Here is a 25,528-nt window from a genome sequence, read left to right on the forward strand (position 1 = left end):
TCAGAAGGGCGTTATGCCCAGGCGCTGCCGCCATTGAGGTGAAGCACCTCACCATTCATGTTGTTGTTGCTCATCAGGAACAGTGCGGCCTGCGCATAATCCTCTCCCTCTCCCAAGCGCTTCAACGGCAGGCTTTGCGCCACTGCGGCCACTTTTTGTGGGTCATTACCCAGTGCTTTAAGCAGCATGGGAGTGCGCATGGGGCCCGGGTTGATGACGTTGATCCGACGGGGGGTCAGCTCGGTAACCAGACTGTGAGCCAGCGTTTCAACCGCGCCAGCTGCAACAGCAGGGAGTGCTTTACCCAGTTGCGGGCGGCGCGTCACCATCCCGGACGTGAGCACGATGGAGCCGCGTTCGGACAGTTTGGGGGCTGCGGCGCGGATCGCATGAACACTTCCCCAGAAGCGGCTGTCCATGTTGATTTTCAAATCCTCGATGGCAGCGGTGAGAAAGCTGGCTGGTCGCATGACAGCGGCGGTAATGACGAGATGATCCAGCGAATCCAGCTGGTTGAAAAAGTGATTGACGGAGTCGACGTCGAGAATATCCAGTTGATGGCCACTGGCACTTGGGCCCAATTCAGCCAGTGCTGTGGCAAGCTGCTCACGGCTGGAACCGCCGATAATGACCTTGGCGCCTTGCTCGATCGCTTGTTGGGCGGTGGCCAGGCCAAGACCCGAGGTACCACCGATAATGACGATCTGTTGATTGTGCAGGGTGGAATGTTTCATGTAATGACCTCTCCATTATGTAGATACGATTTACATATTTGTAGCTGGATAGGGAAAGTCCAAGTATGAAAATTTATCAAGAGTGGTTGTTGCTGGCATGGGGAGGAGGCCAACTCCACGTAGTCCGGATGCTGCCATCCGATTCGGAGTGTTTGATTTTCTGTTCAGTTGGAACCTGTGGAACGGATGAGCGGCCAAATTATCATCTCTTGTCAGGCTGGGTATTTTTCACTCGCGCGGGTATAATGTCGCGCAATTTTGCTTTGACTCAGGCGAGAAGACCCATGTAACGCAACCCTCCTCCCTCTCTCCACCAGGTTGGCAAAACGCCAGCTGGCGTGGCTTTCGTTGCGTATACATGTGCCGTGAGCGGCATTCCGGATTTATTCCCACGGTGGCTGATGCCACCGCTCAATAGAAGAACGTTGAATTATGTCAGCTGAATTTCTGAGTGAAGTCTCCAAGAGACGCACTTTTGCGATCATTTCGCACCCGGATGCGGGTAAAACCACCATCACCGAGAAAGTCCTGCTGTTCGGACAGGCCATTCAGCGCGCCGGTACCGTCAAGGGCCGTGGCTCGGGCCAGCACGCCAAATCCGACTGGATGGAGATGGAGAAGCAGCGTGGTATCTCCATCACTACCTCGGTGATGCAGTTCCCCTATGCCGATTGTCTGGTCAACCTGCTCGACACCCCGGGTCACGAGGACTTCTCTGAAGATACCTACCGTACCCTGACGGCGGTCGACTGCTGCCTGATGGTCATCGATGCCGCCAAGGGTGTTGAAGACCGGACCCGCAAGCTGATGGAAGTGACCCGTCTGCGTGATACCCCCATCCTCACCTTCATGAACAAGCTGGACCGCGAAGTGCGCGATCCGATGGAAGTGATGGACGAGGTGGAGCGCGAGCTGAAGATCATGTGCGCCCCCATCACCTGGCCTATCGGCTGCGGCAAATCCTTCAAGGGTGTCTACCACCTCTACAAGGACGAGACCTATCTCTATCAGAGCGGTCAGGGCCACACCATTCAGGAGAAACGTGTAGTCAAGGGGCTGAACAACCCGGATCTGGATGCCGCCGTCGGCGAAGATCTGGCCCAACAGCTGCGTGACGAGCTGGAGCTGGTGCAGGGCGCCTCTCCCGAGTTCGATCACGATGCCTTTATCGCTGGCGAGATGACCCCGGTCTTCTTCGGTACCGCACTGGGTAACTTCGGTGTTGACCACATGCTGGATGGCCTGACCGACTGGGCGCCGGCACCCATGCCGCGCAAGGCCGAGAGCCGTGAAGTGGTAGCGACCGAGGAGAAGTTCTCCGGCTTCGTGTTCAAGATCCAGGCAAACATGGATCCGAAACACCGCGACCGTATCGCCTTTATGCGTATCGTATCAGGCACCTACAGCAAGGGCATGAAGATGCGCCACGTGCGCATCGGCAAGGATGTGAACATCTCTGACGCCGTGACCTTTATGGCTGGTGACCGTGAGCAGGCGGAAGACGCCTTCGCCGGCGACATCATCGGTCTGCACAACCACGGCACCATCCAGATCGGCGACACCTTCACTCAGGGTGAAGATCTCAAGTTCACCGGTATCCCGAACTTTGCACCGGAACTGTTCCGCCGCATCCGCCTGCGCGATCCGCTCAAGCAGAAGCAGCTGCTCAAGGGGCTGGTGCAGCTCTCCGAAGAGGGCGCGGTACAGGTGTTCCGTCCGCTGATCAGCAACGATCTCATCGTCGGTGCGGTCGGTGTGCTGCAGTTTGACGTGGTGGTTTCGCGCCTCAAGAGCGAGTACAACGTCGAGGCCATCTACGAGGCGGTCAACGTCTCCACCGCCCGCTGGGTGGAAGGGACCGACGTCAAGAAGTTTGAAGAGTTCAAGCGCAAGAACGAGGTCAACCTGGCTCTCGATGGCGGTGACAACCTCACCTATATCGCGCCGACCATGGTCAACCTGCGCCTGGCTCAGGAGCGCCACCCCGACGTGGAGTTCCGCCAGACTCGCGAGCACTGATCACCGCTGGTTTGCTTATTGGCAGATAATCAAAGAGACCCCGCTTCGGCGGGGTCTCTTGTTTTGTACCGTTTGCCTGTTTAAGGAGGGATGCAGGGGGGAATGGTTCAGCAGATACCCGTCGCAAGCAGCCCTCACCCTAGCCATCTCCCGGAGGGAGAGGGAATCATCAGAGGTCTGCTTGAAAGATCGCGGAACTGTTTTTGCCCCCTTCTCCCCTTGCGGGAGAAGGGTTGGGGATGAGGGGGGGCTACCCCAGTGGCAGTACCATGCAGATCTCGCAATCCCCGTGGCCGGTGCAGCCAAGGGGGCCGGGCAGGTGTTCAAAGCCCAGTGATTCATAGAGGCTGGTGGCTTCGCGCAGTACCTCTGTGGTCTCCAGGTAGCAGCGCTGATACCCGAGTGCGCGCGCCTCGTCCAGCGCCTGCAGCACCAGCCGCTTGCCAAGGCCCAGTCCGCGCAGGGCGGGCATAAAGTACATCTTCTGCAGCTCGCAGACTCCCTCTTCTCCCGCCAATGGCGCGATACCACCACCGCCGAGGATGGAACCGTCCGGCCCTTCGATAACCCAGTAGCGGCTCTTCTCCCCCTGATAGCTCTGGGAGAGGGTGTCGAGATTGGGATCCGAGACCCCATACCCTTTGTCGGCGGTGAGGCCATATTCGGCCGAGACGGCGCGGATCACCAAGGCGATCTGGGCATTGTCCGCCGCCGTGATGGGGCGGATCCGGTAACCCCGCTGGCGGCGGGCGCGGGAGAGGGCGCTGCGATAGAGCCGCAGCCCTTGCCACAACTGCTCCCGCTCGGGCAGGCTCAACTGCGCCAGCATCTCTTCCATCGCCCCGTCCATCTCCCGGTGCAACTCCAGCAGCATCCCCTGACCGTTGACGGTGAGGCGGGCCTCCTTGCTGCGGCCGTCGGAGGGGTGCGGGTGCCAGCTGATGAGCTCCCGCTCGGCGAGGCGTGCCAGCGGACGGCTGGCGTTGGATTTGTCGATGTGCAGCTTTTCTGCCAGCTGCTGGTTGGTGGCCGGGGCGTTTTCCAGCTCGATCAGCAGGTGAGCCTCGATGGGGGTGAGGGCCAGATTGCCGCACTGCTGGGAGAGCATGCCGAGTTCGCGAACCAGATCGCGCGACAGGGCGCGCAGGGGACGGGGATCCATATCGTGGGTTCCTTTTTAGTTGTGCATGACAACTAAAATAGCGTAAAAGTTGTAATTCGCAACCTTTTGCTGTGATGACTTGCAGAATATGAGGTGAGCGGCAGCCCCGTTGATTGGGCTGCCGCAGGTGGGGCGGTCGTCAGGCGGCGGCTCTGATAGCCAGCTCCGGGCGGCGGGAGAAGCAGCGGGCGAGCAGCAACATGGTGGCGACGCCTATGGTGCCCAGCACCAGCCAGGGGAGGGCAGGTTGTCCCTGTTGCAGCGAGAAGTCATAGAGGGAGCCACCGCCCACATAGCCGGTCATGCCCCCCAGCGCCAGTCCGAGGCGGCTGAAGCCCATGTAGCTGCCGCGGGCTGTGGGGTTGGCCAGCCGGGTCATCAGGGTCTCCCGGGCCGGTTCACAGATGATGATCCCCAGATAGAAGCAGGCCAGCAGTACGAAGATGCCGGAGAGGGTGCTGACAAAGGCGACCAGCCCGATCCCCACCGTCATCAGCAGGATACCCGCCATCAGCCGGCTCTCCAGCCGATAGCGCCGCTCGCTGAAACGGGCGATAGGGTAGAGCAGCGCCAGTGACAGCGCCGTTTCCAGGCTGTACATCCAGCCCACCGCCGTGGTGGTGCCGGAGAGCTGCTTGACCAGAATGGGGAAAATCAGCATCACCTGTACCCACAGCATGTAGTAGCCGCTCAGGATCAGTACCAGTCGGCAGAAGGCGCGATCCGCCAGCACCTGCCCCAACCCTTCCCGCATCGGAGTCGGTTTGACCGAGAGGCGGTAGGCGGGCAACAGGGTCCAGTTGCAGAGAGCCGCCAGGGTGAAGAGTCCGGCCCCCAGCAGGCAGACGTAGGTGAAGTCAAAGCGCAGCAGCCAGCTGCCTAGCAGGGCACCGGTGACGGCTCCCGCACTCTCCAGCATCATCAGCAGGGAGATAAAGCGGCCCCGCTCATGGGGACGGGTAAATTTGATCACCAGTGCGGCCCGTGGCGGGTCGAACAGGCAACCGCCCAGTCCGGAGAGGAAGCAGGAGAAAATCAGCATGGCGCCGCTGTCGGCCCAGGCCAGGGTGGCAAAGCCGACGGCGCGCAACAGCATGCCGGTGACGATGAGCGGGCGGGCGCCAAAGCGGTCAGCGAGGGAGCCGCCGAAGATCCCCAGCCCCTGCTGGGTCAGCTGGCGCAGGCCGAGGGCCAGCCCCACCAGACCGGCGGCCCAGCCGAGTTGATCGACGAAGCGCAGGCTGATCATCGGCATCACCACAAAGAAACCCAGGATCACCAGTGTGGTATCCAGCGCCAGAAACCAGCGTCCCCAAAACCTCGCCCTATCGACCATAACGCCCTCTCATTCACAGATACCTTCATTCTGGAGAGGGTTTAGATATAGTGGTAGACGACAACTACCTATATTTCATATCAGGATTATTTATGTCTATGGATCTGGACGATCTGCAACTGCTGCTGGATGTGGCCGAGCTGGGCAGCTTCAGTCAGGCGGCGGCCATTCGTGGCTGGTCACAGCCGCTGGTGAGCCAGCGGATTGCCCAGCTGGAGGAGAGCCTCGGGGCACCGCTGTTTCAGCGTCATCGGCGCGGGGTGACGCCGACCCGTGCCTGCGAGGAGTTTCTGCCATCGGCCCGCTCTGCGCTGGCGATCCTGAGCGAAGGGCGGCTGGCACTGCAGGGGGCGCCTGCGCTGCCTTGTATCCGTCTCTCCAGTCTGCCATCCCTCACTTCGGTGGTGTTTGGCTCGTTATTGATGGAGCTGGTGGACGAGCCGTTCGAGATCCGCTGCACCACGGATCACTCCGGCGAGATCATGCAGTCGTTGCTGACCGGGGAGGCCGATATCGGCTTTGTACTCAAGCGCCCGCCGGTTGCGGGCCTCCAGATGGAGCTGCTCTGCTGCTCCCCCATTATCGCTATCGCCTCGCCATTGCATCCGCTGGCCGGTTGTCACGGTCTCACCCTGGAGGATATTGCCGACCAGCGGCTGGCGCCTCAGGTATGGGGGCCGGGGTGTGACGTCTTTATCCAGCAGTTGCGGCGGCTGCGGCGGGCTGCCAGCCCCCTGCATGCGGTGCAGCCTGCCAGTGCGGCGCGTGATCTGGCGCTGGAACACGGGTTTATCACCCTGATGCCGGAGCTGGCCATCAAGCGGGATCTGGAGGTGGGGCGGCTGGTCAGGCTAGATGTGCGCAATCTGCCGCAAGAGCATTGGGATGTGATGATGGCGTGGCGCGGTGGCAAGCGGCCCAACCCGGCCCGGGAAACCGTGTTGGCCACCGCCCGCACGCTGGCGAAACGGTGGCGCAATGAGTAGAACGATGCGGGACAAGGCCCGCATCGGGTGGATCAGTAGCTGGCCTTAAGGGTCACGCCGCTGAACGCTGCAAACCCTGACAGCTGCACATGCCAGGTGCCCGCCTTGGGATTGGTGAACGAGCAGCTTTCGTTATTGCCCCCCTTGTAGGGACGGCAGTCGTAACTGCTGCTGGTGGGGGCGCTGCCAAAGCGGACGTAGAGATCGGCATCACCGGTACCGCCACTGCTGCTGATCTGCAGCGACCTGGTGCCCGCCGGTACGTTCAGGGTGTAGTTGAGCTTGCCACCCTTGCTGGCGGCGAGGTTGCTCACCGGCACGCCGTTTTGCAGTACGTTGTCGCTCGGTGGCGGCGTGGTGCCGCAGCTGGCATCGACCCCGACGGTCTGGAAGGCCCGTGCTACATCCGCCTGACTGTAACCCAGATCGGCGGTCGCCCGGCTGACGCCGCAGGCCCCTTGCTGATAGTCGGTATTGGCGCCCCAGTAGAGGCGGTTGGCCAGCAAGAACACTTCAAATGCCTTGCGGGTGTTCCAGCCGCTGCTGGTTGCGAGCAGGTAGAAGGCGCGGTTATAGACCCCAGAGCTGTGGTGTACATCCATCCCCTCCCGATAATCCGCCGCATGGCCGATGGATCTGCCATCCCGGGTCGGATCCTCGAAGTAGCGCAGGGAGCCGTTTCCCTTGAATATCTGCGCGCCGACCAGCCAGTCGTTGCTCCCCTTCATGTAGAACTCGGCCGCTTCCCCCGCCATATCGGAGAAGGCCTCGTTGATGCCGCCGGATTGTCCTGAATAGATCAGCCCGGAGTTCTGCTCGGTAAAGCCGTGGCTCACCTCGTGGGCCGCCACATCGAGGCTCACCAGCGGGTGGAAGGTGGTGGCGCCGTCACCGAAGGTCATCTGGCTGCCATCCCAGAAGGCGTTCTCGTAATTCTTGCTGTAGTGAACCCGCATCTTCAGTTTGAAGGTGAGGGGCGCCGTGTTGTACCAGTTGCGGTACATGTCGAACACCACATTGCCGAAGTAGTGGGCGTCGTTGAGGGGCGAGTAGGCGCCGTTGATCTCCTTGACCTGGTTCTCCGGGCAGGTGAACTGGTGGATGGCGCCGCCAGAAGTGGCGTGGTTGAGGTTGATGGTATCGACGTTGGGGCTGGTCATCCGGCAGTTGTCATCGACTACGAGCGGGCCAAAGTCGGTGCCGTAGACGTATTTGCCGGTCTTGATGTTGCCCCCCGGGCCGGTGGCGTCCTTGTGGTTGATCCCCTCCCAGCGTTTGAGCTCCTCGCCGCTCTGGGCATCAAGGATGACGAAGGGGCGGCTCGGTTTGTCACCTTCGGCGATGAAGGAGACCTGATAAACCAGCCGAGCCAGCCCGTTTTCATCCTGCATCACGTAGAGTTTGACCTGCTCGTTGCTCCCCTTGCTGCCCGCCTTGGCCTTGCTGGCGGCATCCTGTGGCGAGAGGGTGGCGGCCGGGCTTGCCACATCCTGATCGATCTGGCGCAGCATGCGTCCACTGGCCTGTTGCAGCTGGCCGTTCAGGCTCTTGTCAGCCACCACCACCTGACCCATTACCGGGATGCCGTTCCAGACCTGCTCGTAGCGGATCCGCTGCTGGCCGTTGGGCAGCTTGACCACCCGCACCTGACGAAACTCGCCATCTTCCAGCTGCAAGGTACCACTCGCAGCACTGAGGCCTGTCATGGCCCGGATGCCGTTTGCCGTTACGTTGATCTCTACCTCTTGCGCCGCCAGTGCGGCGCTTCCCCAGCAGGCCAGCGCAACGGCCAGATAAATTTTATTCATCTCTTCTTTCCTTAAATCGATGAGGTTGATAAACCGACCGAAGGTCGGGCGTTTTGAAGCTAGTGCCGGTGGGGGAAAGTGCCCCCTGTCAAAAGTGACAGCGCAGCACAAAGGGGTAGCAGGATCTGCCAAAGTGCCGTTTGGGGGCATTCGTCGGCGCCATGTGGAGAGCATTATCCGGTTTCAGACACCCACCCTCCTCTTTTGAGGGAGGAGAGTCCGTGCGCTGTCACCCTCTGCGAAGCCTGCCGGAGGAGGGCCGTAAAAGTGGCTGGCGCGGCCAGTGGCGATTGGCTACATTGGGTGCTGGTTCGCGATTTGATCACTGATTTGAAAGGAGAATCCCATGTTTTCATGGCAGTTGGACGACGAGCTTGCGCTGCTCTTCTTGCAGCCCGATATGGCGAGCGAACTGTTTGCCCTCTGCAATGACAACCGGGAGTACCTCTCCCAGTGGCTACCCTGGCCGCCACTGATCCAGCGCCCCGTCGACAGCGCCCTCTTCATTCGCAGTGCCATCGAGAAGTTCGCCCGCGGTGAGGGGCTCACCACCGCCATCGAGTATCAGGGGGAGGTGGTCGGCGTAATCGGTTACAACAGCATCGATCACGACCTTGGCAAGGTGGTCATCGGTTACTGGCTGGCGGAGCGCTGGCAGGGTAACGGTATCATCACCCGGGCCTGTCAGGCCCTGATCCACCACGCCTTCGAGGAGATGGGGATGGAGAAGGTGGAGATCAGCGCCGCCACCGATAACGAGCCCAGCAGGGCTGTTTGTGAACGGCTCGGGATGCAGCTTGAGGGGGTGACCCGGCGCGCAGAGCGGCTGGGCAACCGGATTGTGGACCACGCCCACTACAGCCTGCTGCGCGATGAGTGGTTAAGGCAGAGGGAGTCCTGATGGCGCTGCCACATATCAAGACGGCCCGCACCCACCTGACCATACTGTCGCCGGATCAGGCCCCCATGATGCTCGACTTCTACCGGCGCAACCGCGACCACCTTACCCCGTGGGAGCCGCTTCGGGATGAGCACTTTTACACCCTCTCTTACTGGCATGCCCGGCTGCAGGACAGCTACAGCCAGTTCTTCAACGGCACCGGCGTCAATCTGGTAGCCCTCGATCCGGCTGGCGAGCGGGTGATCGCCACTTGCAACTTCAGCAATATCCTGATGGGGGTCTTCAAGGCGTGTCATCTGGGCTATGCCATCGACCAGCAGCATCAGGGGCAGGGGGTGATGGGAGAGGTGCTGTCAGCCGCCATCGACTACCTGTTTCGGGAGCACGATCTGCATCGCATCATGGCTTGCTATATGCCAGCCAATCAGCGTAGTGGCGCCTTGCTGGAGCGGCTCGGCTTCGAGCGGGAGGGATTCGCGCGGGCGTATCTGATGATCAATGGCCGCTGGGAGGATCACATCCTCACCTCGCTGATTAATCCGGCCCCCCTGAGCGTCAGATAAAAAAACGGGTCCGAAGTTGCCTTCGGACCCGTCTTCGAATGAGGTGCAGGCTTAGTTGGCCTTGGCATCGCTCACTGCAGCTTCAACCTTGGTAGCGGCTTCGGTAGCAGCTTTTTCTACGGTTGCAGTCGCTTCGGAGGTGGCCTTCTCTACGGTAGAGGTGGCTTCGCTAGCGGCTTTTTCTACAGTGGCAGCAACTTCGGCGGCCGGAGCAGCAGGAGCGGCAGCTTTTTCTTCTTTCTGACCGCAAGCAGTCAACATCAGACCCAGGATACCGGCTACCAGTACTTTGTTCATGTGCATTCCCTCAAAAAAAGATGGAGAGATGGTCTGTGCAACCATCACAGCGCCCACCGTTGCCCGGTATTGAAACAAGAAGCCGGGAGGCAGCAGGCGGGCGCAATATAGCCCCATTAGTTACCGATGAAAACGGATATCACAATGACATTTTTTCGTGCCGTGGATAAAAAGCTCCACTGCAACGACTGATATCAATACAAGATGCCGTTAAATGGCACTAATTGCACAATAAAACACCGCTTTGCTGCCGTCTTGTGGCGGTTTAACAAGGTCAAGGTTGGTCAATAGCGGCCGATGACCCGCACCTTAGTCAGACAGCTTCTGACAGGGCAGCCGTTTTCCCTCAAGGTGGCTCTGACGGGCCAGATCCAGCAGCGCCATCACCGCCAGCGCTTCACTTGCTGGCACCGGGTTGCTTCCCTCGCCCTTGATGGCGGCGCAGACACCGCGATAGTAGGCGCCATAATCCCCCGCCTCACCCACCACGCTCTGCTGCTGTAACTGGCCATCGACAATGCGGCTGAGCTGACCGGGTTCGCTATCCATGCCCCAATCTGCCGCCGGTGGCCGCTGGCCCAGTTTGAGCTGATCTTCCTGCACATCCATACCGAATTTCACGAACGAACCCTGGCTGCCGTGAATGACAAAGCGCGGCATGGTGGCCGAGACCAGACAGCTGCCATGCAGAATAACCCGCAGAGCACCGTAACCCAGCACCACATGGAAGTAGTCGTCCGCGAGTGCGCCGGGGCGCTGCCCGGCAAGGTCTGCCTGCAGCCAGTCCGGTTGGCCGAACAGCTGCAGCGCCTGATCCAGTACATGTGGGCCGAGATCGAACCAGAGGCCGGAACCCGGGCCACCCGCTTCGCGCCAGCGCTGGCGCACTTCGGGGCGATAGCGATCGAAGTGGGATTCGAACTGGGCGATCTGCCCCAGCGTCCCTTCGGCAATCAAACGGCGCACGGTAAGGAAATCCCCGTCCCAACGACGGTTGTGGAAGATACTGAGCAGCCGCTGCTGCTTTTCGGCCAGCTCGACCAGCGCTTGCGCCTCGGCCAGATCCAGTGCAAAGGGCTTGTCGATCACCACATGTTTGCCTGCCAGCAGCGCCTGGCGGGCGAGGGGGGCATGGGTGTCGTTGGGGGTGGCGATCACCACCAGATCGACGGTCTCATCGTTAAGCACCTCCTCCAGTGAGCCGACCCGGCAGCCGGGCAGATCGGCCTGCACCTTGGCGGCATCGCGGCTCACCACCCAACTGAGGGACAAGCCCGGGGTGGTGGAGAGGAAGGGTGCGTGGAAGGTCTTGCCTGCAAAGCCATAGCCCACCAGGGCTGCGTTGAGAGTGTGGCTCATCGGGAGTTCTCCGCTGACATCGAGTGAGTGGGGTTGCCATCGCAGGCTCTCTGCCGGATGGCCATATGCTGTAAAGGCGATACAAACGAGAAGGGGGCCGATGGCCCCCTGAGTGTGCCCATCAGAGCACAGGATTTATTGCAAACACAAGCGGCGACCGCGGCGGGTCATCAGCATCACCAAGGGCGGCAGCAGCAGCCACATATGCAGTGCCAGCTGGCTGAGCGGGTCGTGCATCAGGGCGCCGGTCAGACCAACCAGGGCGCCGGAGCCGCTCATCTGAAACAGGCCGAGCAGGGCCGCTGCGGTACCGGCGCAGTGGCCGAACGGTGCCAGCGCCATCCCGGCGGCCGAGCCTAGGATCATGGCAAAGCCGATGCTGGAGAGGAACACCGGCCCCATCATCGCCAGCGGATGTTCGATGTGCATGGCCAAAGTCAGGGTGATGGCCGAGAGCATCAATACCAGCAGGCCGATGCGCAGGGTGCGTCTTGGCCCCACCTTGGCGATAAAGCGCGGCGCCATGAAGCAGGCCAGGATGTTGAGCGCGGCGTTGGCGGTAAACCAGTAGCTAAAGCCGCTCATATCGAGCCCCAGTTTCACCATCAGCTGCACCGGTGCGGCGGTGACATAAGCGAGGATCACCGCCATCGCCAGCATGCACAGCGCCGCGTTGAACAGGAAGCTGGGTGAGCGCAGCACCGGGCTGTAGCGGGACCAGCTGATGAGGGCCCCTTCACTGCGGGTCTCCTCCGGGCGGGTCTCCGGCATCCGCCACATCAGCCAGCAGCCGACGATGAGTGCATAACCGGCCATAAACCAGAAGTTGGCAGACCAACCCGCCTTGGCGGTGAGCCAGCCACCGAGCAGGGGGGCCAGCGCAGGAATAAAGCAGATGGCGCCATTGAGGTAGGAGATCATCTGACCGCTCTTTTTCGGGCCGTAGCTGTCACGTACCACCGAGAAGGCGGCGACCGAGGTAGCGCAGGCGCCGAAGCCCTGCAGCACCCGGGCCAGCATCAATTCGCCTAGGCTGGCGGCAAAACCGGCCCCTAGCGCGCTCAGGCCATAGAGCAGCACGCCGCCCAGCGCGATGGGCTTGCGACCGTAGCGATCAGCCAGCGGTCCGACTAGCAGTTGCCCCAGCCCCATGCTGAACAGGAACCAGGTGATAGTGCCCTGCATCAGAGTTACTTCGGCGCCTAGCTGCTCGGCCATCTGCGGAATGGCGGGCAGGTAGATGTCGATAGCCAGCGGACTGAACAGCACCAGTAGTACGAGTAAAAGTATCAATGGCATCTGTCACCTCTTTAGTCAGCCAGGTTAATGAATTGGGGCGCGAGTCTACTGACTCACAGTAATGAATAGAAATGGTATTTAATCACTTTGGTTATTCCATTATGGAAACATGTATTAAAAAGCTGGTTATTCGATGGCGGCAAATCCCCCGTAACCCCATCACAGCGGGTGTAATTGGCGCTTTTACTAAACGCTTGCGCCGCATAGAATGCGCAGATTATTTTTGCGGAGGTGCTCGATGAACAAGCTTGTCCTGGCAACAGGTAACCAGAAAAAGGTGAAGGAATTGGCCGCCATGCTGGCCGATATGAAGATCCAGGTGATCCCACAGAGCGAGTTTGCGGTCTCCGATGCCGATGAGACCGGCACCACCTTCGTCGAGAATGCCATCATCAAGGCGCGCCACGCCGCCCGCATTACCGGTCTGCCCGCCGTGGCCGATGACTCCGGTCTGGAAGTCGATCTGCTGCAAGGGCGCCCCGGCGTTTACTCCGCCCGTTTTGCCGGTGTGGGTGCCGGTGACAAGGCCAACATCGAGAAGCTGCTCGGTGAGCTGCAAGGTGCCCCCGAGTATCTAAAGAGCGCTCGCTTCTGGTGTGTGCTGGTCTATATGCGCCACGCCGACGATCCCACCCCCATCATCTGTCAGGCGAGCTGGGAAGGGATGATCATCGACGAGCCACGCGGTCAGCACGGTTTTGGCTATGACCCGGTATTCTTCGTGCCGGAGCACGACTGCACCGCCGCCCAGATGCCCGCCGAGCTGAAGAACCAGCTCAGCCATCGCGGTCAGGCGCTGGCCAAGCTCAAAGCGGCGCTGGCTGCGGCGCACTGAGTCACTTCGCCACCTTGTCGGTTACACACGGTCAATTACACATAGTCATCTACAATGGGGGCCTTGAGCCCCCGTTTTATTGGAAGCCCCATGCTGCAACTGCCGCCGCTCTCTCTCTATATTCATGTGCCCTGGTGCGTCCAGAAGTGCCCTTATTGTGACTTCAACTCCCATGCCCAGAAGGGGGAGTTGCCTCACCTCGAATATGTCGCCGCTCTGCTGGAGGATCTGGATCAGGATCTGAAGTGGGCGCAGGGGCGGCCGCTCTCCTCGATCTTTATCGGCGGCGGCACCCCCAGCCTGTTGACGGTGGAGGCGATGCAAACCTTGCTGGACGGAGTACGGGCACGCATTCCGCTCACTGTAGATTGCGAGATCACCATGGAGGCCAACCCGGGTACGGTTGAGGCGGACAAGTTCGCCGGTTTCCAGCGCGCCGGCATCAACCGTATCTCCATCGGGGTGCAGAGCTTTCAGCAGGAGAAGCTGACCCGCCTCGGCCGCATTCACGGCCCGGAAGAGGCGCGCAAGGCCGCTGCACTGGCCCATGCCATCAAGTTGCCCACCTTCAATCTGGATCTGATGCATGGTCTGCCGGATCAGAGTCTGGATGACGCCCTTTACGACCTGCAGCAGGCGATCGACTGCGCCCCGCCGCACCTCTCCTGGTATCAGCTCACCATAGAGCCGAACACGGCGTTTGCCTCCAAGCCGCCCACACTGCCGGAAGATGACACCCTGTGGGACATCTACGAGCAGGGCCACGCCATGCTCACCGCCAGCGGTTATCGCCAGTACGAGATCTCGGCTTATGCCAAAGAGGGTTACCAGTGCCATCACAACCTCAACTACTGGCGTTTCGGCGACTATCTGGGGATCGGCTGTGGCGCCCACGGCAAGGTGACCGATCTCGCGAACCAACAGATCCTGCGCACCGCCAAGGTGAAGCATCCAAAAGGGTATCTGGACAAGAGTCGCCCCTATCTGGACGAGCAGTGGCAGGTGACGGCAGACGATCTGCCGCTCGAATACTTTATGAACCGCTTCCGCCTGTTTGAACCGGCCCCCAAGGCGGAGTTCGAGGCCTATACCGGCTTGCCGCTGGAAAGGGTAGAGACGGTGCTCGCCATCGCCCAAAGTAAGGAGCTGATCGAGGATCTGGGAGAGAGCTGGCAGCTTACCTCCCTCGGTCATCGCTATCTGAACGTATTGCTCGAACTGTTTATGGATGAGTGAAAACGGGTTCACGATCTGGCTGCGAAGCCGTGATCAAGGTTCATGCGCTGCTCGGAAGCCTCACGTATATCTATACGCTCCGGTTCCTGCGCTGCTCTTCACCTCGCTGACAGCTTCTCGCGACAGGTCGTGAGCCAGTTTTGGCGAACCGTGTTTCGAGATAACAATCAGGGCGCCATTGGCGCCCTGATTGTTTATGGTCGGTAGAAACCCGCTCAGCAGCAGACGCGGATCATCTGCTGTTGGCCGGGTTCCCACCGCTTGCTAAATTTGGCCTTGCGCTGGTAACTCCCCTTGCCCTTCTTGTTGCGCTCGACCCGGCTGCGAAACAGGGGATCGGAGAGCAGGGCGTGCAGATGGTTATCCTTTATCTCGCCGCGCTGATGGGCATAGTTGCCCCCTTGCGCATTTTCCTCACGGGGGAGGGCGGGTTGGTCGACCCGAATTTTGGCCATGATGGCTCCTCTTCTTTTCTCTTGGTGTGTTGATTCTTGTGTCTGGATGGCGGTTTTCGCTGCGGGCGCCTGTTCAGGCTAGCGCCCGGCAACCGGATGCACTGGCACCGGTTAAAAACGCGGCGATTTTGTCACCAAATCGCCGCCGGAGCAATGCGTCGGGTGCACCGACTCAGCCACACTAAGCCAGCCACAACATGTCAGCCGTGAACCGGGTCATACTGGTCGTGGTTGTGATGCTCGTGATGGGCCGGGGCGCCAGATTCCAGCGTCTCGAGGATGGCGCAGTGCTCCGCCGAGCGCGGCCCGCCGCAGCAGATATTGGAGAGCTCGCGCAGGTTGTCGCGAAAGCGGGTCAGTTCGATGATCTTCTGCTCCACCTGGGCCAGCTTGGTGTCGGCTACCGCTTTTACCTCCTGACAGGTGACTTTGGCCTTGTTGGTATCGAGGTCGAGCAGCTCGCCGATATCGGCCAGCGAGAATCCCACCGACTTGGCGCGAATGATGAACTCCAGCCGCCGCTTGTCCTGTTCGCTGTAGAGGCGGTAGCCGGATTCGTTGCGGATCCCCGGTGAGATAAGCCCGTTCTTCTCGTAAAAACGCAGGGTATCTGCCTTGACCCCGCACGCCTTGGCCAGTTCACCGATCCGATACATGCTCTCTCTCCCCTTGAATGTATACCGCCACAAAAACCGGAATCCACTATCACCCCTTTGCCCATGGATTGCCAGCCAAGGGCATAAAAGGGGCAGATAAACATCTCCTGGCGACCCTTTTTCCCATAAAACACTGAAAGTGCAAACGTTTCGAGAAAATCAAGTGGAAAACGTTTAACACCGCGCCAAATAAGGCTTTACTGTTTCAAAAAATCCACCACAGGTCACATTTTTTGTGTAGAATACGCGCCCATAACAGAGCGCCGCACCAAGCGGGCATTTCTTAAAACGCTTTTGCCGGATGTTGGGGCGAGAGTGGTTTGCGAAATCCCCCACTTCCATTTATTTGGGGACTCTCTGTGTTGAGCCTCGCCTCCCATGGAATGGTCCCCGTTATGTTGAGGACGATAGTGTGATGGAACAAGCTCGACCCATTCGCCGTGCACTGCTGAGTGTGTCTGACAAAACTGGCATTCTGGAATTTGCCAAGGCACTCAACGAGCGTGGTGTTGCCCTGCTCTCCACGGGCGGTACCGCCAAGCTGCTTGGCGAGGCGGGTCTGCCGGTGACCGAGGTCTCCGACTACACGGGTTTCCCTGAAATGATGGATGGCCGGGTCAAGACCCTGCATCCCAAGGTTCATGGCGGCATCCTCGGCCGTCGGGATCAGGATGACGCCATCATGGCCCAGCACGCTATCTCCCCCATCGACATGGTTGTCGTCAACCTCTACCCCTTTGCTGCTACCGTGGCCAAAGCGGGCTGCACCCTGGCGGATGCGGTCGAGAACATCGACATCGGCGGCCCGACCATGGTGCGTTCTGCCGCCAAAAACCATAAAGATGTCGCTATCGTCGTCAAAGCTGCCGACTATGATCGGGTTATTCGCGAAATGGATGCCAACGGCAACAGCCTGAAACTGGCGACCCGTTTCGACCTGGCCATCGCCGCCTTCGAGCACACCGCTGCCTACGACGGCATGATCGCCAACTACTTCGGCACCATGGTGCCCTCTTATGGCGACAACAAGGAGGGTGACGAGGAGTCCCGCTTCCCGCGCACCTTCAACAGCCAGTTCATCAAGAAGCAGGACATGCGTTACGGCGAAAACAGCCATCAAGCTGCAGCTTTCTATGCCGAGGAGCATGCCGCGCCGGGTTCTGTCTCCAGCGCTACCCAGCTGCAGGGCAAGGCGCTCTCCTACAACAACATCGCTGATACCGATGCAGCGCTGGAGTGTGTTAAGGAGTTCGACGAGCCGGCCTGCGTCATCGTCAAACATGCCAACCCCTGCGGCGTGGCCATTGGTGATAACCTGCTGAGTGCCTACGATCGCGCTTATCAGACCGACCCCACCTCCGCCTTTGGCGGCATCATCGCCTTCAACCGCGAGCTGGATGGCGCCACTGCCGCAGCCATCGTTGCCCGCCAGTTTGTCGAAGTGATCATCGCCCCGACCGTCAGCCAGGAGGCCCGCGATGCGGTCGCTGCCAAGCAGAACGTGCGTCTGCTCGAATGCGGTCAGTGGACTGCTCCGGCGCAAGGGTTTGACCTCAAACGCGTCAACGGCGGCCTGCTGGTGCAGGAGCGGGATCTCGGCATGGTGACGCTGGGTGACCTGACCGTGGTCAGCAAGCGCCAGCCGACCGAGGCCGAGCTGCAAGATCTGCTGTTCTGCTGGAAAGTGGCCAAGTTCGTCAAATCCAACGCCATCGTCTACGCCAAAGATGGCCAGACCATCGGCGTCGGCGCAGGCCAGATGAGCCGTGTTTATTCGGCCAAAATCGCCGGTATCAAGGCGGCGGATGAAGGACTGACCGTGGCGGGCTCCGTGATGGCCTCCGATGCCTTCTTCCCGTTCCGCGACGGTATCGATGCTGCCGCGCAGGCCGGTATCTCCTGCGTGATCCAGCCAGGTGGCTCAATGCGCGATCAGGAGGTGATCGACGCCGCCGACGAGCACGGCATGTGCATGGTCTTCACCAACATGCGCCATTTCCGTCATTGATGGGTCAGGGGCTGCCGATGGCGGCCCTTTTGTTGTCTCTTTTCAACTGACTATTTCCACTTACTGACGGCCTGGGTGGCCGTCCGGTGACCATAAATAGAAGCGAGCGATACGATGAAAGTACTGATCATTGGCAACGGTGGCCGCGAACACGCCCTGGCTTGGAAGGCCAAACACTCCCCGCTGGTACGCCACGTTTTTGTGGCGCCGGGCAATGCGGGCACCCAGCTTGAGCCGGGTGTCGAGAACGTCGCCATCGAGGCGACCGATATCGAAGGGCTGCTGGCCTTTGCCAAAGAGAAGCAGATCGGCCTCACCATCGTCGGGCCGGAAGCGCCGCTGGTGAAAGGGGTGGTGGATGCCTTCCGCGCCGCCGGTCAGCCGATCTTTGGCCCGACCGCTGCCGCTGCCCAGCTGGAAGGCTCCAAGGCTTTCACCAAGGATTTCCTGGCCCGTCACGCCATCCCGACTGCCGAGTACCAGAATTTCACCGAAGTGGAGCCTGCACTCGCTTATCTGCGCGAGAAGGGCGCCCCCATCGTCATCAAGGCCGATGGTCTGGCGGCGGGTAAGGGGGTGATTGTCGCCATGACCTTGCAGGAAGCGGAAGACGCGGTGCGCGACATGCTCTCCGGCAATGCCTTTGGCGAAGCGGGTTCCCGGGTGGTGATTGAGGAGTTTCTGGAGGGGGAAGAGGCCAGCTTCATCGTCATGGTCGATGGCGAGCACGTGCTGCCGATGGCCACCAGTCAGGATCACAAGCGGGTTGGCGACGGTGATACCGGCCTCAACACCGGCGGTATGGGGGCTTACTCCCCGGCGCCTGTAGTGACCGCCGAGGTATATCGACGCGTGATGGAGCAGGTGATCATGCCGACCGTGCGCGGCATGGCGGCCGAGGGCAACGTCTACACCGGTTTCCTCTACGCCGGTCTGATGATCGACGGCGCAGGCAATCCCAAGGTGATCGAGTTCAACTGCCGTTTCGGCGATCCCGAGACCCAGCCCATCATGCTGCGGATGCAGTCCGATCTGGTAGAGCTCTGTCTGGCGGCTTGCGCAGGCAAGCTGGATCAGAAAGAGGCCATCTATGATCCCCGCGCCGCTATCGGCGTGGTGTTGGCGGCGGGAGGCTATCCCGGCGATTACAGCACCAACCACCCCATCAGCGGGTTGCCGGTGGATGAAGTAGCGGGTGAGAAGGTGTTCCATGCCGGTACCCGTCTGGAGGGCGATACCAGCCTGACCGCTGGCGGCCGCGTGTTGTGCGCCACCGCCCTCGGCCACACTGTGGCAGAAGCCCAGCAGCGTGCCTATCAGCTCGCTGGCCGCATCAAGTGGGATGGCGTCTTCTACCGCAAGGATATCGGCTGGCGCGCCATTGCTCGCGAACAGGAGTAACTGACGCAAGCCATGGGCCAGCTGATCCAGACCCCGCTACGGCGGGGTTTTTTGTCCCTGTTTACCGCTTTCAACCATCCCCATGGTGCTTGTCACCTGCGTTCAATCAGTTACCAAGTGCAAACAAGCGCGGCATACTTGTCACTATTTGCCACAAAAAACAGCATTTTTCACAAACGTTTCACCATGAGTCATGGCATCATGCTGGTGATGAATTCTTGTTTGGATTCATAAGTACCCCTAACAATTCGAGCATGTCGTTATATAAGGAAATCCCATGTTGAAAACCGTCCGCCCCCTGCTGCTGCCCCTGATGTTTGGCCTGATGACCCTGCCTGCCGTGGCGGGTGATCTGGAACAGCCGATGAAGAAGATTGGCTTCAACTACAAGCAGGCCGTCAAGGCTGATGATGCAGCCACCATGGAGAAGCACATCAACGAGATGAAGGCCCAGCTGGATGTGGCCAAGCAGAAGAACATGCCGGCCGCTAAGAAAGAGAAATTCCTTGAAGGGATGAATGAGGTACAGACCGAGCTGGACGCCAGCCTGGCCGCACTCAAGGCGGGTGATGAGGCCAAGGCGCGCGAACATCTGGCCAAGGTCAACGACCTGAAGAAGGAGTACCACAAATATGCCAAGCAAAAAGGGTGAGCCCTTTCGCTGGGATCCGCTGGTTCGCCTGACCCATTGGGGCTTGGCGGCAGTCTGCATCGGCAACCTTTGGGTTAACGAAGCGGGGGAGGAGTGGCACGAGTGGCTGGGTTACGGTGCCATTGGGCTGGTCTCCTTGCGTCTGCTCTGGGGGCTTACTTTTGCCCGTGGCTACGCCCGCCTTGGTGCCCTCATTCCTAGCGGTGAGGACTTTCGCCAGCAGGCGCGCGAGATGCGTGAGCGGCAGCCTCCGGCACCGGGTCATCACGGCAGCGGCAAGCTGGCTGTGTGGGCGCTCTGGCTGGTCGTGCTGGCGACAGCAGGCAGCGGCTGGTTTCAAAATACCGAGACGGGATTTGAACTGGGGGCTGACGAGTGGCATGAGTGGTGCGTGGTGGCGCTGCAGGGACTGATTGGTCTGCACCTGCTGGCCATCGTCTTCACCTCCTGGCGTCAGCGCAGCAATCTGGTTACCCGGATGCTGCCTGCTATCGGGCGTCGCTCATCCCTCCAGAGCGGCAGCAACGAGCAAACCTGAGGCTCAGTATTAGGCTCCTTGTCTCTGAGTGAGGCGCCTGATCCGGACCCTGCCCAGACCCGCCCATGGCGGGTCTTTTCTATGACCTCATCCAGCTCATCACGGGACATTGCCCGATCAGCAGATGCAAAAAGGCCGCTCATCATGAGCGGCCTTTTCTAATGTGGTGGCCCCTGGGGGACTTGAACCCACGACCAATCGATTATGAGCGTGGGGAAAATGCATTTTACTGTATTTACGTACAGTATATGATGTTATATAAATCAATATCTTAGAGCGTGCCGCTCATTTTATGACCTTCCCTGATCTTCCCCTATATTCTCCCTCTGTCATATCCTATAGGTATCCTTTTTCGACCAATCGATTTTTAGGATACCTGGATCGATTGGTCGGCCAAGAGCAGGCTAGCCAGGGAAAGGAGCAGCAAACGCCACTCCCCCCTTGGGCCAAAAAGGTCGCATAGGGTTTAAATATTGAGGTTACAGAGGTTACAAGGTTACATCTCTCTACAGGCCACGGTTTTACTGGGTTTGTTTGTAACCTCACCATAAATAGTCAGAGGTTACAGAGGTTACAAGACCTGTCTTGCCTGCCCTTCCTCTGGCTAGCCTGGTTGGTGGGAGGAAGATGAAAGCGTTCAAATTCACCAAGGCCACGATCGATGCACTGCCCCGCGCACCAGAGGGGAAGCAGGTCGAGTACTGTGATGCCATGGTGCAAGGGCTGAGGCTTCGGGTCGGGGCCACTGGAACCAAGTCGTTTAGCGTGGCCAAGAGGAAAGAGGGGCGCTTTATCAGGGCGACCTTGGGGCGCTATCCGGCATTGACCATCGACATGGCCCGCGCCAAGGCGCTGGAGATCCTGGGAGACGTGGCCATCACTGGCCAGAACCCCAACGTGATCCGCCGCGAACAGGACAAGCTGAAAGTCACCCTGGGCGAGGCGATAGATGCCTACCTTGCCAGCCGTGGCGACCGGATCAGAGCAGAGACGGCCAAGCACTACCGCGCCGATCTCAACAACTATTCCGGTGACTGGATGACGATCCCCCTGGTCAAACTCACGCGGGAAAAGATCGAAGTTCGCCACAAGGCCATCACCGAAGGGTTGCCCAGTGCCTGGCACGGCGCATCGCCAGAGTTTCGCAAGGCGGGCACCGGCAAGGGCAGCAAGGCGCAGGCCGACCGCTGGGCGCGCACACTGCGGGCGGTGTGGCGCTTTGCCCGTGATCACTATCGGGATGCCAATGATCGGGTCATGCTGCCCGAGCCACCGACCGAAGTCCTGAGCAGCAAGCGACTTTGGCACAACACCCCCAGACGCAACGACCGGATCCGAACCCATGAACTGAGACGCTGGCTGGATGCCGTGGAGCAGGTCAGACAGCACGCTATCGACTGGCGGGACGATACGACCGCCACCGTCTGCGATGCTATCGACATGGCTCTGTTTACGGGGTTACGCCGCGCTGAAGTATTCCAGCTCACCTGGGATCGGGTCAGCATGAGCGGCGGTTACTTCTGGATTGACCAGACCAAGAATGGTGATCCGCTGGAGCTTCCGATCACCGATACCCTGCTCACCATTTTCCGCCGCCGTTGGCACTGGAACCTGAAACAGAGCCGGTTTGTGTTCCCTGGTCGCAATCCGGAGCGCCCTATCCATGAGCCGCGCCGTGTCATAGCCAAGATCTGCGCGGCCACTGTACCGAACCCCAACCCTGACGGCCTGCCGCCGCTCGAGTTCAAATGCCACGATGCCCGCCGTACCTTCGGCACTGTGGCCGAACTGGCCGAGGTCGGTCAGTACACCATCAAGCGCCTGATGAACCACCGCACCCTGCGCAGTGCCGATGTCACCCAAGGTTACATCCACTTCACCGCAGACGAGCTGCGTAAACCGGCAACCAGGATTGAACGGGATATTTTGGAATATGCGGGCCGCCTGGACAGTAAAAATAATGCCAATAGTAATCTGTTGACTATTTTTGCCACGTTGCCAGAAGACGAGCAGCGCCGCTTGCTTTTAAGTATTAGCAATGCTGGCAGCAAATAAAAAGGATTTAATTCATGAGTATGATTGTGGATATTGACGATCTGATTTCCCATGCAGAGAATAACGGCGATGATAAAGAGCATAAAGGGAATTTTTTAAAAATTTATGCATCAGGGAAGTACGAAAAGGTTAGTAATCTTAGCGCCTTTGATTTTATAGAACAGTTGCGCATAAGGGCTGATATTATGGAAATGCTTAATATTGGCTCCCCCTGTTTGCCCCATTACTTGCCTAATTGGTTAGCGGTTTATTTATCTGATGATATTTATATCTCTGAGCCAGAGGAGTTACTTGTTGACGTGTCCGCTATGTTATCACCTGAAGCTAAGGCGGAAATGGTAGAGAGGGAGTTTTCTTATAGCAGTGATGACCATGGAGAGGAGTTGTCATCACTGAATAGTATCACCCCAATACACGTTCGGAATATTATCGCGATGGCCGAGGTTGCCAAGAGTTATGGCTTTAATGGTAACGACTCCTACAGCTACAGGATGCCCAAGATGCCTTTCGCTACACTGCTTGCAGAGCGTTATAAAGAGAGTATGCCAAAGCTGGTAGCCGTAAACATTAATATTGAGAGCTTTTCTGACAAAGAAATCCTTGATGATATGGCCAGCTTGCTTAAAAAATGGCGGAGTGAATTGTCAGTTAATGAGGAAAAAGATTGTAAAGGTATTAGCTCAAATGCACTAAGGAAAGCTGTCAACAACAAATATCTGCCATTGCTGGACGCCATGATTGCACATAAATTGTTTAATGGTGCAATAAGTGATTTAGTAATTCTGGATGCACTATATCCATCTCTTGATATTGAATTAGATGCACTCAGGAAAACATATAAACATCAAGCAATGAGGTTTTCTGATGTGCGTCATGTTTCCGCTTGGAAACGAACTCTGGTGAAGTCAGGAGTAGAGCATCTCACAATAAAAGATGCGTTAACAAAAAAATTCTAATATCGCAAGGGTAGTTTACTGCTTGCCAGTTATACCTTACATCCTAAAAGCCCCCCAGAGAAAATCAGCACCGTCAAAGCAATACTGGGGGTGCCAAGATGAAATCAGTAATAAACCAGAACACTCCGCAACGCCTCACCCGCCGTGAGGCTGCCGCCTACCTTGGGTTGTCCGAGAAAACCCTTGGGGTCTGGGCCAGTAATGGCCGGTACGAGATCCCTTACTACAAACTCGGCAACCGTACCCTCTACGAACGCGCCGATCTCGATGCGTTCCTCGCCTCCCGCAAGATGCTGCATTCCAGCAAACCTGCGAACCCCATCCAATAACCCTGGAGGTACTCACATGCGCGTGATGTGTACCGAGTGCGGTCAGTTGGGCCGCATTACCAAGACCAACCGCCTGACGGCGGGAGTCGCCAATCTTTATTGCCAGTGTACCGATGCCGAGTGTGGTCACTCTTGGGTGTCCACCCTGGCCTATAGCCACACCTTGAGCCCATCGGCCAAGAACGCCACTGCGATGGCCATCACGCTGGCGCAAGGGCTGTCGCCCGAGGCGCACGGCTCACTGTGCAAGAGCGTGAACGAGCGGCAACAGCAGCTCGACATACTGGCCGCGCAAGAGCGCGAAAAACCGGTGGTTACACTGCGGAGGGTGGTATGAGTAGCCAAGTCAAAACTGGCTGGGTGTGCATCGCCACTGCGGGGCAAACACTGGACGGCCGCAATATCAGCCCCGAGAGCCTGCGTCAGATGGCCGAGGTATACGACCCGGGTTTCTATACCGCGAGGCTCTGGCCGGAGGGGGCGCGCACTCGCCCGCTTGGCTCTGTGGATGCCTTGAAGGTGCAGGAAGAGGGCGACCAGCTCAAGCTGATGGCGATACTTTGCCCGACCCTTGAGCTGATTGACCTCAACATCAGCGGCAGCCACGGCTTTTGCACCATTGAGGCGGCTGAAAACTTTGCAGGCACCGGCCAGTGGTATCTGGCGGGGGTCTCTGTCACCGACCAGCCGACCATCACGGGGCTGACCCAACTGCAATTTAGTGCCAAGCGGCCCGAGGCGCGCCCGCTCTTGGTGCCAGCCTCTTTTCCTGTACCCGTCCCCGCCAAACCGGCGAACCGGACACCAGACCCTGACCGCATGTTCAAGCAGCTGGAAACCTTGCTGTCGGACATCGACAGCATCAACAAAAAGCTCGCCAGCATGATGCCCTGTCCGCCAGACCCGCCCACTGCTGACCGCCGTGATAACCCCGACTCTGCCAACACCTACCGCCTCTACTAAGGAGCCTTTCTGATGACTTTATCTGACCTGCTGCGCGATGTGCGCATGAGCTTTGCCCCAGCGCCGCAACCCACTTTTGGCAACCTCGACAACGCCACCAGTATGGCCCTGACTGCGGCCATTTTGCAGGCCGTCCCGTTCCTGTGGATGGTCTCTATCTTGGGGGTGGATGATCCGCACGCCCCGCGCTTTGACCCGCTCAAGCCGACCCTGCGCAGTGGCCGCAAGGCGCAAGCACGTTTCATGATTCCGGCCAAGCCGAGCAAACGGGCTCACCAATACGAAGAGATGGACAGCAGCGTTATCTGGACATGGCAGCAGCTGGCCCAGATGCTGGAAGGGCTCGACCAGCGCCAAGCCAACAACCTGCTCGAAGAGCTGGCCTTGGCCGCCTTTGGTGATGACCTGATACGGGTCGGTTTCCATGGCAAGTCTGCCGCCGTCAATACCGACCCTGTCGCCAACCCCAACGGGGAGGATGTGATGGTGGGCTGGCCCGCCTTGGCCAAGGCGGCTGACCCCGAGGGGCTGCGGGTGCTGCGCGATGCAGTCACCTTCTCCACAAGCGGCAAGGGCGATTTCGCCGACCTCGACAGCATGGTCTATGCCCTGATTGAGAAGCTGCCCGAGGCATACCGCCAAGACCCGCGCTTGGTGGTGATGGTCGGCGGCGACCTGCTGCGCGCCCACCAGAAAGCCCACCTCAAGGCCGGACAGGTGCGGGATAAAACCCAGCGCATGAAGATTGCGGACTTGGGCTTTGTCTCGCACCAGCACATGCCGAGCACCTATCTGGCCATCACGCTGGTCGAGAACCTGCAAGTGCTCACCGTCAACCACACCCACCGCCTCACGGCGGGCGACATTGACGACTTGGCCAGCTGGGGCATTCGCTACAACCGCGCCCAGACCTACGCTTTGGGCGAGCCAACCGCCTACGCCGCTTTTGATGCCATCACCCTTGCTACCGAGGAGTAACC

The 25,528-nt window shown here is 59.2% G+C and carries 25 protein-coding genes; 16 read left to right on the top strand and 9 right to left on the bottom strand.

Annotation, left to right across the window (positions count from 1 at the left end):
* Positions 1-11: 11 nt before the first annotated feature.
* Entirely contained in the window at positions 12-734 is a 723-nt protein-coding gene (locus tag LRL22_RS09190; protein WP_107683764.1) for an SDR family oxidoreductase, read from the bottom strand.
* A gap of 429 nt (positions 735-1,163) precedes the next feature.
* Here LRL22_RS09190 and prfC point away from each other — a divergent pair, with 429 nt between their 5' ends.
* Positions 1,164-2,753: a peptide chain release factor 3 gene (prfC, locus tag LRL22_RS09195; protein WP_124242206.1), complete on the top strand. Its 1,590-nt coding sequence runs from the start codon at positions 1,164-1,166 to the stop codon at positions 2,751-2,753.
* A gap of 250 nt (positions 2,754-3,003) precedes the next feature.
* On the opposite strand, the gene LRL22_RS09200 is transcribed toward prfC, so the two are convergent.
* Complete coding sequence (locus LRL22_RS09200; RefSeq protein WP_270905238.1) at positions 3,004-3,915, bottom strand: bifunctional helix-turn-helix transcriptional regulator/GNAT family N-acetyltransferase; 912 nt, start codon at positions 3,913-3,915, stop codon at positions 3,004-3,006.
* A gap of 139 nt (positions 3,916-4,054) precedes the next feature.
* Positions 4,055-5,251, bottom strand: coding sequence for a multidrug efflux MFS transporter MdtH (gene mdtH, locus LRL22_RS09205; RefSeq protein WP_005340523.1), 1,197 nt, complete (start codon positions 5,249-5,251; stop codon positions 4,055-4,057).
* A gap of 92 nt (positions 5,252-5,343) precedes the next feature.
* Between mdtH and LRL22_RS09210 the strand changes: the two genes are divergently transcribed.
* A complete protein-coding gene (locus tag LRL22_RS09210; RefSeq protein ID WP_005349020.1) occupies positions 5,344-6,237 on the top strand; it encodes a LysR family transcriptional regulator in 894 nt (297 codons plus the stop codon).
* Positions 6,238-6,269: 32 nt separating this feature from the next.
* Here LRL22_RS09210 and LRL22_RS09215 read toward each other — a convergent pair whose 3' ends face one another.
* Complete coding sequence (locus LRL22_RS09215; protein WP_270905239.1) at positions 6,270-8,045, bottom strand: M4 family metallopeptidase; 1,776 nt, start codon at positions 8,043-8,045, stop codon at positions 6,270-6,272.
* 346 nt (positions 8,046-8,391) lie between these two features.
* Between LRL22_RS09215 and LRL22_RS09220 the strand changes: the two genes are divergently transcribed.
* Both LRL22_RS09220 and rimJ read left to right on the top strand, forming a co-directional pair.
* Positions 8,392-8,946 carry a GNAT family N-acetyltransferase gene (locus LRL22_RS09220; protein WP_005340529.1) on the top strand — a complete coding sequence of 185 codons (555 nt, stop codon included), beginning with the start codon at positions 8,392-8,394 and terminating at the stop codon, positions 8,944-8,946.
* A complete protein-coding gene (gene rimJ / locus LRL22_RS09225; RefSeq protein ID WP_270905240.1) occupies positions 8,946-9,509 on the top strand; it encodes a ribosomal protein S5-alanine N-acetyltransferase in 564 nt (187 codons plus the stop codon). Before LRL22_RS09220 ends, rimJ begins: the two co-directional genes overlap by 1 nt.
* A 51-nt stretch (positions 9,510-9,560) precedes the next feature.
* On the opposite strand, the gene LRL22_RS09230 is transcribed toward rimJ, so the two are convergent.
* The 3 genes from LRL22_RS09230 to LRL22_RS09240 form a co-directional block, all read right to left on the bottom strand.
* Positions 9,561-9,806, bottom strand: coding sequence for a hypothetical protein (locus LRL22_RS09230; RefSeq protein ID WP_193860654.1), 246 nt, complete (start codon positions 9,804-9,806; stop codon positions 9,561-9,563).
* Between the two features lie 309 nt (positions 9,807-10,115).
* On the bottom strand, positions 10,116-11,165 hold the full coding sequence (locus LRL22_RS09235) for an oxidoreductase (RefSeq protein ID WP_270905241.1): 1,050 nt from the start codon (positions 11,163-11,165) through the stop codon (positions 10,116-10,118).
* 135 nt (positions 11,166-11,300) lie between these two features.
* Positions 11,301-12,464 carry a multidrug effflux MFS transporter gene (locus tag LRL22_RS09240; RefSeq protein ID WP_058056771.1) on the bottom strand — a complete coding sequence of 388 codons (1,164 nt, stop codon included), beginning with the start codon at positions 12,462-12,464 and terminating at the stop codon, positions 11,301-11,303.
* Between the two features lie 238 nt (positions 12,465-12,702).
* Here LRL22_RS09240 and rdgB point away from each other — a divergent pair, with 238 nt between their 5' ends.
* Both rdgB and hemW read left to right on the top strand, forming a co-directional pair.
* Entirely contained in the window at positions 12,703-13,299 is a 597-nt protein-coding gene (gene rdgB, locus LRL22_RS09245) for an RdgB/HAM1 family non-canonical purine NTP pyrophosphatase (protein ID WP_042053393.1), read from the top strand.
* A 90-nt stretch (positions 13,300-13,389) separates the two neighbouring features.
* Positions 13,390-14,535, top strand: coding sequence for a radical SAM family heme chaperone HemW (gene hemW / locus LRL22_RS09250; RefSeq protein WP_270905242.1), 1,146 nt, complete (start codon positions 13,390-13,392; stop codon positions 14,533-14,535).
* A 215-nt stretch (positions 14,536-14,750) separates the two neighbouring features.
* On the opposite strand, the gene LRL22_RS09255 is transcribed toward hemW, so the two are convergent.
* Entirely contained in the window at positions 14,751-14,990 is a 240-nt protein-coding gene (locus LRL22_RS09255) for an alternative ribosome-rescue factor A (RefSeq protein ID WP_270905243.1), read from the bottom strand.
* A gap of 200 nt (positions 14,991-15,190) precedes the next feature.
* Complete coding sequence (gene zntR, locus LRL22_RS09260) at positions 15,191-15,646, bottom strand: Zn(2+)-responsive transcriptional regulator (protein ID WP_100646758.1); 456 nt, start codon at positions 15,644-15,646, stop codon at positions 15,191-15,193.
* Between the two features lie 415 nt (positions 15,647-16,061).
* Between zntR and purH the strand changes: the two genes are divergently transcribed.
* The 10 genes from purH (at position 16,062) to LRL22_RS09310 (ending at position 25,526) form a co-directional block, all read left to right on the top strand.
* A complete protein-coding gene (gene purH, locus LRL22_RS09265; RefSeq protein ID WP_111900993.1) occupies positions 16,062-17,654 on the top strand; it encodes a bifunctional phosphoribosylaminoimidazolecarboxamide formyltransferase/IMP cyclohydrolase in 1,593 nt (530 codons plus the stop codon).
* Between the two features lie 114 nt (positions 17,655-17,768).
* The gene (gene purD / locus LRL22_RS09270; protein WP_111900992.1) at positions 17,769-19,055 is read left to right on the top strand and encodes a phosphoribosylamine--glycine ligase; all 1,287 of its coding nucleotides are present in this window, start codon (positions 17,769-17,771) and stop codon (positions 19,053-19,055) included.
* 277 nt (positions 19,056-19,332) lie between these two features.
* Positions 19,333-19,707 (top strand): cytochrome b562, encoded by a 375-nt coding sequence (locus LRL22_RS09275; protein WP_005349056.1) that lies wholly within the window; start codon positions 19,333-19,335, stop codon positions 19,705-19,707.
* Entirely contained in the window at positions 19,688-20,245 is a 558-nt protein-coding gene (locus tag LRL22_RS09280; protein WP_076495774.1) for a cytochrome b/b6 domain-containing protein, read from the top strand. Before LRL22_RS09275 ends, LRL22_RS09280 begins: the two co-directional genes overlap by 20 nt.
* 627 nt (positions 20,246-20,872) lie before the next feature.
* On the top strand, positions 20,873-22,300 hold the full coding sequence (locus tag LRL22_RS09285) for a tyrosine-type recombinase/integrase (RefSeq protein ID WP_139741612.1): 1,428 nt from the start codon (positions 20,873-20,875) through the stop codon (positions 22,298-22,300).
* A gap of 14 nt (positions 22,301-22,314) precedes the next feature.
* The gene (locus LRL22_RS09290) at positions 22,315-23,256 is read left to right on the top strand and encodes a DUF6387 family protein (protein WP_270905244.1); all 942 of its coding nucleotides are present in this window, start codon (positions 22,315-22,317) and stop codon (positions 23,254-23,256) included.
* A gap of 98 nt (positions 23,257-23,354) precedes the next feature.
* Positions 23,355-23,585, top strand: coding sequence for a helix-turn-helix domain-containing protein (locus tag LRL22_RS09295; RefSeq protein ID WP_139741614.1), 231 nt, complete (start codon positions 23,355-23,357; stop codon positions 23,583-23,585).
* Between the two features lie 16 nt (positions 23,586-23,601).
* On the top strand, positions 23,602-23,922 hold the full coding sequence (locus LRL22_RS20445; RefSeq protein ID WP_084059540.1) for an ogr/Delta-like zinc finger family protein: 321 nt from the start codon (positions 23,602-23,604) through the stop codon (positions 23,920-23,922).
* Entirely contained in the window at positions 23,919-24,548 is a 630-nt protein-coding gene (locus tag LRL22_RS09305; RefSeq protein ID WP_139741615.1) for a GPO family capsid scaffolding protein, read from the top strand. The genes LRL22_RS20445 and LRL22_RS09305 overlap by 4 nt, the downstream gene beginning before the upstream one ends.
* A 12-nt stretch (positions 24,549-24,560) precedes the next feature.
* Positions 24,561-25,526, top strand: coding sequence for a P2 family phage major capsid protein (locus tag LRL22_RS09310; RefSeq protein ID WP_270905245.1), 966 nt, complete (start codon positions 24,561-24,563; stop codon positions 25,524-25,526).
* Positions 25,527-25,528 lie beyond the last annotated feature (2 nt).

This window comes from Aeromonas sp. PI_26 (assembly GCF_027854445.1).
In the GTDB taxonomy this organism is placed as follows: Bacteria; Pseudomonadota; Gammaproteobacteria; order Enterobacterales; family Aeromonadaceae; genus Aeromonas; species Aeromonas veronii.

What these genes read in the sequence shown, in the direction of transcription:
- LRL22_RS09200 (WP_270905238.1), bottom strand. Translation starts at nt 3,915, where the DNA reads ATGGATCCCCGTCCCCTGCGCGCCCTGTCGCGCGATCTGGTTCGCGAA.
- LRL22_RS09290 (WP_270905244.1), top strand. Translation starts at nt 22,315, where the DNA reads ATGAGTATGATTGTGGATATTGACGATCTGATTTCCCATGCAGAGAAT.
- LRL22_RS09240 (WP_058056771.1), bottom strand. Translation starts at nt 12,464, where the DNA reads ATGCCATTGATACTTTTACTCGTACTACTGGTGCTGTTCAGTCCGCTG.
- rdgB (WP_042053393.1), top strand. Translation starts at nt 12,703, where the DNA reads ATGAACAAGCTTGTCCTGGCAACAGGTAACCAGAAAAAGGTGAAGGAA.
- LRL22_RS20445 (WP_084059540.1), top strand. Translation starts at nt 23,602, where the DNA reads ATGCGCGTGATGTGTACCGAGTGCGGTCAGTTGGGCCGCATTACCAAG.
- LRL22_RS09220 (WP_005340529.1), top strand. Translation starts at nt 8,392, where the DNA reads ATGTTTTCATGGCAGTTGGACGACGAGCTTGCGCTGCTCTTCTTGCAG.
- hemW (WP_270905242.1), top strand. Translation starts at nt 13,390, where the DNA reads ATGCTGCAACTGCCGCCGCTCTCTCTCTATATTCATGTGCCCTGGTGC.
- zntR (WP_100646758.1), bottom strand. Translation starts at nt 15,646, where the DNA reads ATGTATCGGATCGGTGAACTGGCCAAGGCGTGCGGGGTCAAGGCAGAT.
- LRL22_RS09190 (WP_107683764.1), bottom strand. Translation starts at nt 734, where the DNA reads ATGAAACATTCCACCCTGCACAATCAACAGATCGTCATTATCGGTGGT.
- purD (WP_111900992.1), top strand. Translation starts at nt 17,769, where the DNA reads ATGAAAGTACTGATCATTGGCAACGGTGGCCGCGAACACGCCCTGGCT.
- LRL22_RS09210 (WP_005349020.1), top strand. Translation starts at nt 5,344, where the DNA reads ATGTCTATGGATCTGGACGATCTGCAACTGCTGCTGGATGTGGCCGAG.
- LRL22_RS09255 (WP_270905243.1), bottom strand. Translation starts at nt 14,990, where the DNA reads ATGGCCAAAATTCGGGTCGACCAACCCGCCCTCCCCCGTGAGGAAAAT.
- LRL22_RS09275 (WP_005349056.1), top strand. Translation starts at nt 19,333, where the DNA reads ATGTTGAAAACCGTCCGCCCCCTGCTGCTGCCCCTGATGTTTGGCCTG.
- LRL22_RS09295 (WP_139741614.1), top strand. Translation starts at nt 23,355, where the DNA reads ATGAAATCAGTAATAAACCAGAACACTCCGCAACGCCTCACCCGCCGT.
- LRL22_RS09280 (WP_076495774.1), top strand. Translation starts at nt 19,688, where the DNA reads ATGCCAAGCAAAAAGGGTGAGCCCTTTCGCTGGGATCCGCTGGTTCGC.
- LRL22_RS09235 (WP_270905241.1), bottom strand. Translation starts at nt 11,165, where the DNA reads ATGAGCCACACTCTCAACGCAGCCCTGGTGGGCTATGGCTTTGCAGGC.
- mdtH (WP_005340523.1), bottom strand. Translation starts at nt 5,251, where the DNA reads ATGGTCGATAGGGCGAGGTTTTGGGGACGCTGGTTTCTGGCGCTGGAT.
- LRL22_RS09310 (WP_270905245.1), top strand. Translation starts at nt 24,561, where the DNA reads ATGACTTTATCTGACCTGCTGCGCGATGTGCGCATGAGCTTTGCCCCA.
- rimJ (WP_270905240.1), top strand. Translation starts at nt 8,946, where the DNA reads ATGGCGCTGCCACATATCAAGACGGCCCGCACCCACCTGACCATACTG.
- LRL22_RS09215 (WP_270905239.1), bottom strand. Translation starts at nt 8,045, where the DNA reads ATGAATAAAATTTATCTGGCCGTTGCGCTGGCCTGCTGGGGAAGCGCC.
- LRL22_RS09285 (WP_139741612.1), top strand. Translation starts at nt 20,873, where the DNA reads ATGAAAGCGTTCAAATTCACCAAGGCCACGATCGATGCACTGCCCCGC.
- LRL22_RS09305 (WP_139741615.1), top strand. Translation starts at nt 23,919, where the DNA reads ATGAGTAGCCAAGTCAAAACTGGCTGGGTGTGCATCGCCACTGCGGGG.
- LRL22_RS09230 (WP_193860654.1), bottom strand. Translation starts at nt 9,806, where the DNA reads ATGAACAAAGTACTGGTAGCCGGTATCCTGGGTCTGATGTTGACTGCT.
- purH (WP_111900993.1), top strand. Translation starts at nt 16,062, where the DNA reads ATGGAACAAGCTCGACCCATTCGCCGTGCACTGCTGAGTGTGTCTGAC.